This is a genomic window from Sandaracinobacteroides sp., assembly GCF_057137845.1.
On the sequence record NZ_DBNHFX010000202.1, the window covers coordinates 1 to 5,977 of the forward strand.

Annotated in this window: 4 protein-coding genes; 3 read left to right on the plus strand and 1 reads right to left on the minus strand. The window is 68.1% G+C overall.

The features are described 5' to 3' along the window. Nucleotides 1–116: 116 nt before the first annotated feature. Genes AC16JP_RS11210 through AC16JP_RS11220 form a run of 3 tightly spaced genes read left to right on the plus strand, consistent with a single transcriptional unit; the run spans nt 117 to nt 3,465 of the window. A complete protein-coding gene (locus AC16JP_RS11210; protein ID WP_484340701.1) occupies nt 117–695 on the plus strand; it encodes a hypothetical protein in 579 nt (192 codons plus the stop codon). A gap of 23 nt (nt 696–718) precedes the next feature. After that, nucleotides 719–1,477, plus strand: coding sequence for a hypothetical protein (locus AC16JP_RS11215; RefSeq protein WP_484340702.1), 759 nt, complete (start codon nt 719–721; stop codon nt 1,475–1,477). Beyond that, nucleotides 1,474–3,465 carry a protein kinase domain-containing protein gene (locus tag AC16JP_RS11220; RefSeq protein WP_484340703.1) on the plus strand — a complete coding sequence of 664 codons (1,992 nt, stop codon included), beginning with the start codon at nt 1,474–1,476 and terminating at the stop codon, nt 3,463–3,465. Before AC16JP_RS11215 ends, AC16JP_RS11220 begins: the two co-directional genes overlap by 4 nt. Here AC16JP_RS11220 and AC16JP_RS11225 read toward each other — a convergent pair. Next, nucleotides 3,462–5,977: coiled-coil domain-containing protein (locus AC16JP_RS11225; protein ID WP_484340704.1), on the minus strand; the 2,516-nt coding region annotated here is incomplete at its 5' end. The two genes, AC16JP_RS11220 and AC16JP_RS11225, sit on opposite strands and share 4 nt — an antisense overlap.

Consider the following 5,977-nt stretch of genomic DNA (forward strand, 5'->3'; position numbering starts at 1 on the left):
GTTAACAGATCGTAACAATTTGAAGGTCGGTCAGGAGTAGCGTCCAAAGATCAGGGTCCCTGCGATTCAACTATTCGCGTTTTGTAGCAAGCCGCGAACGAGGAAGGGGACAGAAGATGGCGAAGAATTTCGTTAAGCGCGATTTCGTGATCAAGGATCTTGTCATCAGTGTCGGTGGTGGTGCAGGTGCCGGGACGTGGTTGCCTGGCCCCGATGGGGAAACACCGCCCTCGCCGATTTCACCGATTGCCAGCATTCTGGTGAACGTCACCATTCTGGAGCTGGTTCGAGGATCGGTGATTGACGCAATGCGCAACAAGAACTTCGATTCGATCGGCCGCGCATTTCTCGATGGCGATCCAGACGGCAATCCGGCGCTGCGGACCGCTATCCGCGAGATCGGTTCGGCCGTGGTGGCAAGCGCTGCCTATGCGGCGATGAGCGGGGGTGGCGGCGGGGCTGTCGGCCTCGTCGATCCCGACAAGACATTCGAGGGCATCCCGACGCCGCTTACCCCGGTCGTCCACACCGGCCTCGGCCTGCATCGCGTGACCGAACTGCCACGGCTGAAGAAGCAGCTTGCGGAAGTTGTGGCCTATGTCGACAAGGCGATCGCGGCACAGACGCCGCACGGCGCCGATGTCGGGGTGGTGCGCGAGCAACTGGAAGGGGCGTTGAAGACGCTCGGTCACTAGTCGCGAACGGTCGGGCGGGCCAGATGGATCCGGCTGCGCTTTCACGCCACGCGCTGCATCTGGCTGCACGGCGGCCATTCGCCGATGCTGCGGATGCGGCGCGCTGGTTGTATCGCTATGGCACGGTGCCCTGCACCGACGTGATCGTGCGCGATTTCGGCGCCGGTGATGAACCGATGGCGGTGCTGGGGCTGGCGAGCACCGGATCGGCCCGGCGCTGCCTTGCCGAAAGCTATGATGGCGCAACCTATCCGGGCTGGCTCAGCTTTTCGCACCAGGCGGCCGGGGATCGGCCGCACGCGGGGTTCAAGGTTTATGTAAGCCCGCGCCCCGAAGCACTGGCGGCGGCCTTTCCGCTGCTGGCCGGCCTGTTCGCGCGCCACGAAGTCAGGGCATTCAAGGTGGGGCGCGGCCTCGACGGCCTGCTGCGGCCCGACAAGATCGTCGCCTATTTCGACGACGAGGCGCACATGCAGGCGGTTGCCGCCGCCATATCCGCTGCCCTGCGCGGGTGCCCGGCGCAAGGCGTGCCCTTCACCGCCCGTTTTGCCGGGCGCGACGACGACGGGCTGGTTTCGCACGGGTTCGACCCGCCGGCCGATGGCGAGCCGCAAAGCTGGCGCGGTTGGGTGACGCGCCGCCTTGCCGAACATCTGCTGGCCGCCCGCAAGGCGACGGGTGCCGACGCAGTGACGGGTGCGCTTGCAACGGCCAGCGCTGCCGGGATCGACACCGACGGCTGGACGGCGAACGCAGCGCTGTTCGCCAGCGCGCCGCCATGACCGCCGGGCTGGACCTGGCGACGACGCTGCTGCTGCTGCCGGCCGATGCCCGGCTGCTGCCGGTGGCCGACCTTGCGCCGCGCCTGCGCGAGGCTTTGGGCCATGTGCGCGGCAACGCGATCGTCGTCACCCGCCCCGGTTTTCGCGTGACCACGCGGCAGGTCGCGCCGGCCTTGGCCATGCTGCTGGCCGAATTCCGCACCCCCAGCCGCCTGACCGATGCCGTGCACCGGTTCAGCCGGTCGAACGGGCAGGATCCGCAGGCCATGCTCGACCTGAGTTTCGATGCGCTGGTTTCCTGCATTGGCGGCCGCATCCTCGTCGATGCGGCGTCTGCCGATGCGCTGGCGGTCGAGCCGACGCTGGCGGCTGGCGAGGCGTTCGCCGGAATGGAGGTCGAAGCGCTGGTCCGCTCGCTGAACGACACCGAACTCTATCGTGTGCGCATGGCGGATGGCCGCCGTGCGGCGCTGAAGGTGGCGCGCGACGGCCATGGCGCGGCTGCACTTTCGCACGAAGCGGCGTTGCAGGCAGAACTTGCCGGGCCGGATATTCCAGCTCTGTTGGCGGATGGCGTGCAGGACGGGCGCCGATGGCTCGCGCTTGCGTGGCGCGAGGGTGTATCGGTCACGGTGGCGGCGCAGCAGGCGCGCGCCGGGCAAACCCGGAAGCGGCTGGCGGGCATCGTCGGCGCGGTGCTTGCGGCCTATGCCCGCCTGCACGCGCGCGGGTTCGTGCACGGCGACATTCACCCCGGCAATATTCTGGTCGCAGAGGACGATCGGGTAACGCTGCTGGATCTGGGGCGTGCAGGCGTCGCCGGTGTTGCGGGTGCAAAGGATCCGGCGCGGGCCGGTGTGCCCTATTTCCACGATCCCGAACTGGCCGAGGCATCGCTGCACGGCGACTTCCCTCCTGCCGCCACGGCACAGTCCGAGCAGCACGCATTGGCCGTGCTTGCCTATATGCTGCTGACCGGGCTGTACCCCTTCGAGCCGACGGCCGACAACCGCGAGCTGCTGGCGCGGATCGCCGACCGCCCGCCGCTGCCGTTCGCCGAACGCGGCGCCGAACCTTGGCCCGCTGTCGAGGCGGTTCTGCACCGGGCACTGGCGAAGCGCGCAAGCCAACGGTTCACCAGCACAGCCGCCTTCGCGCGGGCGTTTCAGCGCGCCAGCCGCATCCCCCGCCCGGCCTTGCCGCATGCGGACTGGCTGGAACCCGTTCTGGATCGCCTGCGGGTGGCCGACATGCTGCCGGGCATTGCCCCCATCGAACAGGCATGGCTGAGCTATCGCGCGGCGATCAGCCGATCGGATGCGGCGCTGCTGGCAGCGGCCGATGTGCTGGTGCAGGGCGCAGGCCCCGGCTGGGCGGCGGCGGCGGTTGCTGCCGGGATTGCCCGCGCACGCGGAGACCGCCGCGACGAACAGGCGGCAATCGATGCGTTCGCACAGGCGGCAGGCCGGATTACCGACTTTGCCGAACGCCAGCAGATGCTGTTGGCCGCAGGGTGTCTGCTGGAAGGGGCGCCGACACGCGGGCTGGACATCGGGCGGCTGCGGCAGGCGGTGCGCCGGTCGATGAAGGCTTTGCAGCTAAGGCTGAACCCGTTGGCGCTGCATCCGGCGCTGGCGCTTGGTGCTTCGGGGGCGTTTCCGTTGCCGGCGAACATGGCGAACCGCCTTGCCGCCTTGCCGGCAGGTTCGCCGTGGCTATGGGCGCTGGCGCACCGGCAGTTTCCGCAACGCGGCTTCGACCGGCGGGCGGGCGCAGAATTTCGCACGCCCGATCTGCTGCTGCGCGGCCTGCGGCATCTGCGCCTCTATCAGATGACGGGCAGGCAGCGGTTTCTTGTCGCTGCGCGGCGTTGTGCGGCGTCGATCGAGCCAGGGCCGCCGGTCTTTGCTGCAATGCTGCTGGCGATTGAGCTTGAAGCGCCCTCGCGCGCGATCCCGCCGCCGTGGCTGGCGGGGATCGGCGGCTAGCTGTCGGACTGGACGATCGGCCGCCCCACCGCCTGCGAAATCAGCACATACAGCTTGCCGATATCGGAGGACAGCAGCACCAGCGCGAAGGCCTCGCCGTCCGGATCTTTCAAAACGCGGCGGATCAGTTCGCCGAACTGTTCCAGATAGCGCGACGCTTCCTCGCGGAACGCGTCGTCGTGCTGGTAGTGGCGGTGGATCCGGCGCGAAGTTTCCTTGTCGGCCAGCCGGACGACCGAGCGCGCGAACAGGCTGCGGTCGCCGCTGAGGTAACGCGCCCACGCGCCGTCCTCGACGTCGATCGTCAGCAGTTTCGCGATATCGACCGAGGCTTCCTGCAAGCTGTCAACCAGCCTGAGCGAGCGCGCCGCCAGCGTGTCGCGGGCGCGAACGTCCATCCGGGTATCCACCTCGTCGACGCGCGCTTCGGTTTCGGCGATTACACGCAAGAGATCGACCAACTGGCCGCTCAGGCGCTCGGAGGCGGTCGCGGCGGCTTCGGCTGCCTTGACCGATGCATCCTCGAGCGAGGCGATCTGCAAGCGGATCGGTGCGCCGAACGCCGCCTCGGCGCGGGTCGAGGCAAGTTCGTCGAGCGCCGCTTCGGCTTCATCGACGACCGAGGTAAGCAGTGTGCGGATTTCGCCGGCGGTGCCGTTCACCGCCTGCCGGACCTGCATCACATTTTCCACCATGCGCGACGCAGCGGCGATCGCGGTCTGCTCGGTCGAGGCGTGGATGTCCTGCACCATGGCGCGGGCGTTTTCAAACTCTCCGGCCAGCGAACGCGCGAGGTCCGCGACTGCGGCATGATCGCGCTCGAATGCTGCGGAACTGTCGCGCAGCAATTCCACCTGCGAACCGATCTGTGCGCCAAGTGTATCCAGTTGGTCGGACACCAGATTCCCACGTTCGGAAAGGCTGTCGAAGCCATCAGCCAGAGCAGGAAGGCGCGCCGCCGCACCGTCGGCGAAACCTGCGAATTCCGGATCCAGCCCGGCGATCCGCGCATGCAGCGCCTCGACCGCCTGCTGCCGGTCGGCCACCGAGGCCTGCAAACCGTCGAGCACCGAAAGCGCACTGGCGACCTGCGCCGCGATGCCCTGAAACTGCTGCGCGCCTTCATGGCCAAGTTCGGCCAGGCGGGCGCCGAATGCGGCGATGCCCTGCTCGCTTTCCTCGCGCATCGAGGCGGCGGCCTCGCTCTGGCGCTGGCGCAGTTCGGTAATGCGCGCCTCGACCAGAGCCACGGCCTCGGTTGCGTCCTGTTCGAGGCGCGTGCGCATGTCTGTCTGGCGGTCGGTCAGCCGGTCCAGCTTGTGCTCGATGCCGGTTGCAAGCGCGTCGGCGCCTGCCTCGAGGTCGGTGCCCAGTTGCTGCTGCACCTGCTTCAGTGCCTGCAACCGTTGTTCGACGGCATCGACCATCGCCGACATGCGGCCGTGCAGCGCCTCGGCTTCGTCGTTCTGGCGGGCGCCGATTTCGTGCATCCGCGCTTCCAGCCCGGCCAGTGCGGCGCCAAGGCGTTCTGTCTGCACGGCTTCGGCCTGCTGCTGCCGTTCCGCCAGATCGCCAAGCCTGCTTTCAAGCGCTGCCGTATTCTGGCCGATTTCTGCCAGCATCGTTTCAGTGACGGATGCCTGCTGGCTGCGCAGCCCCGCAAGCCGCCCTTCGATCGCGTCGATGCTGGCGCCGGCATGGGCATGCACCGTGTCGGAAAGCGCCTGATGTTCCTGAAACTGCTGTTTCAACTGGCTGGCCGCGCCCAGCAGCACGTCGATCCGCTGGCCAAGCACCCGTGTGCCGTCGGCGCCGAAGCCGTCCAGTTCGTGACGGGCGTTCGCCACCATCTGCTCGACCCGCTGCGCCTGATCCTGCAACGCATCGCCGATCGAGCGGAACGCTTCGGCCGACCGGTCGAGGACGCCGGTGATCGCCGCATCCAGCGTATAGGCGCGGTTGGCGATGGTCTTGGTGGTTTCAGCCGAGTTCTGGTCAATCTGGCCGATCAGGCCCTGCATCGAGCCAACCATGGTTTCGGCCTCCCGCCCGGCGTCGCGGCTGTGGGCGGCGACCTGCGCCAGCGTCGCCTCGACGGTTTCGAGCTGGCGGCGGGCTTCGCTGCCGGCGATCCGCAGAGCGGCTTCGGCCTCACGCGCCTGCCCCGCCAGTCCGGGCACGATCTCCAGCAGGCCGGATGCGGCTTTCCCCATGTCGGCCGAGGACAGCGCCATGTTGCCGGCAGCCACCTCGAGCGCCTGTGCCGTTGCGGCAAGGCCGGCGCCTTCGGCGGCCGTTGATGTGCGCAGTTCCTCGACGCGGGCGCTGCAATCGAGGAGGGCCGAATGGATGCGGCCAAGCTGTTCTTCCAGGTCGCCGGCGGCACGGGTGGCGACGGTGACGCGCTCTTCCATGGCGTCGATGTCGACGGGCCGGCGACCGATCGACAGGAACGCCAGCAGCAGCAACAGCACGATCAGCGGTGGAAGGGCGGCGATCAGCAGCGATTGCC

Coding starts and splice junctions, on each gene's coding strand:
- AC16JP_RS11210 (WP_484340701.1), top strand. CDS start 117: ATGGCGAAGAATTTCGTTAAGCGCGATTTCGTGATCAAGGATCTTGTC.
- AC16JP_RS11215 (WP_484340702.1), top strand. CDS start 719: ATGGATCCGGCTGCGCTTTCACGCCACGCGCTGCATCTGGCTGCACGG.
- AC16JP_RS11220 (WP_484340703.1), top strand. CDS start 1,474: ATGACCGCCGGGCTGGACCTGGCGACGACGCTGCTGCTGCTGCCGGCC.